This is a genomic window from Algibacter sp. L4_22 (genome assembly GCF_023473045.1).
Classification (GTDB): Bacteria; Bacteroidota; Bacteroidia; order Flavobacteriales; family Flavobacteriaceae; genus Algibacter.
Genome location: NZ_JAMCOK010000102.1, coordinates 1 through 540 on the forward strand (window position 1 = coordinate 1; position 540 = coordinate 540).

Annotated in this window: 1 protein-coding gene; it reads right to left on the minus strand. The window is 43.1% G+C overall.

Annotation, left to right across the window (positions count from 1 at the left end; translation table 11 throughout):
• Positions 1-304: 304 nt before the first annotated feature.
• Positions 305-540 (minus strand): hypothetical protein (locus M4I23_RS19715; protein WP_249755562.1); only part of this gene is annotated, 236 nt, incomplete at its 5' end.

The following is a 540-nucleotide window of genomic DNA, read 5'->3' on the forward strand; positions in this document are numbered from 1 at the left end:
GAAATATGAATGCAACATGGACCAAAGACGTAAACCAACCAAAAATGGGACATGATGTCACAAGATGCGTCCCTAAAAGGACAGAATGCTCAAGCATACCTGTTTTTTCTTGTCATAGTCGTGACGTTGCCCGTTCAGTACAGGCATCAGAACCACGTCTCCTCGTAGCAGATTTTCGATTGTGTGTGTGACGGAGGAATTCCTGCCGCTGTTTTGACTCCTTTACACGTTTTATAAGCTCTTCACGAATTCTCAGCTGGTCAGAATATCATCATATGTAGGCTATACACATACAACGAGCGCATTAACCCAGCTCACAGCATTGTTTTGGATGTTCGGTAAGTTCCATTGCGAAAAATCGTGACCAATCAGATTGTGAACGTATCCCTATGCCTTTAGGTTCGGTATCTTTTGGTTCGATATCTTTTGGTTCGATGATAAAAATGCCAATCTGAACACTAATCGGACCAGGACTAAATGTTTTGGGGGTTTTTTGGTCCGGACCATAGACTGTAAGGACGTAGTGTCTGTGACGTAACC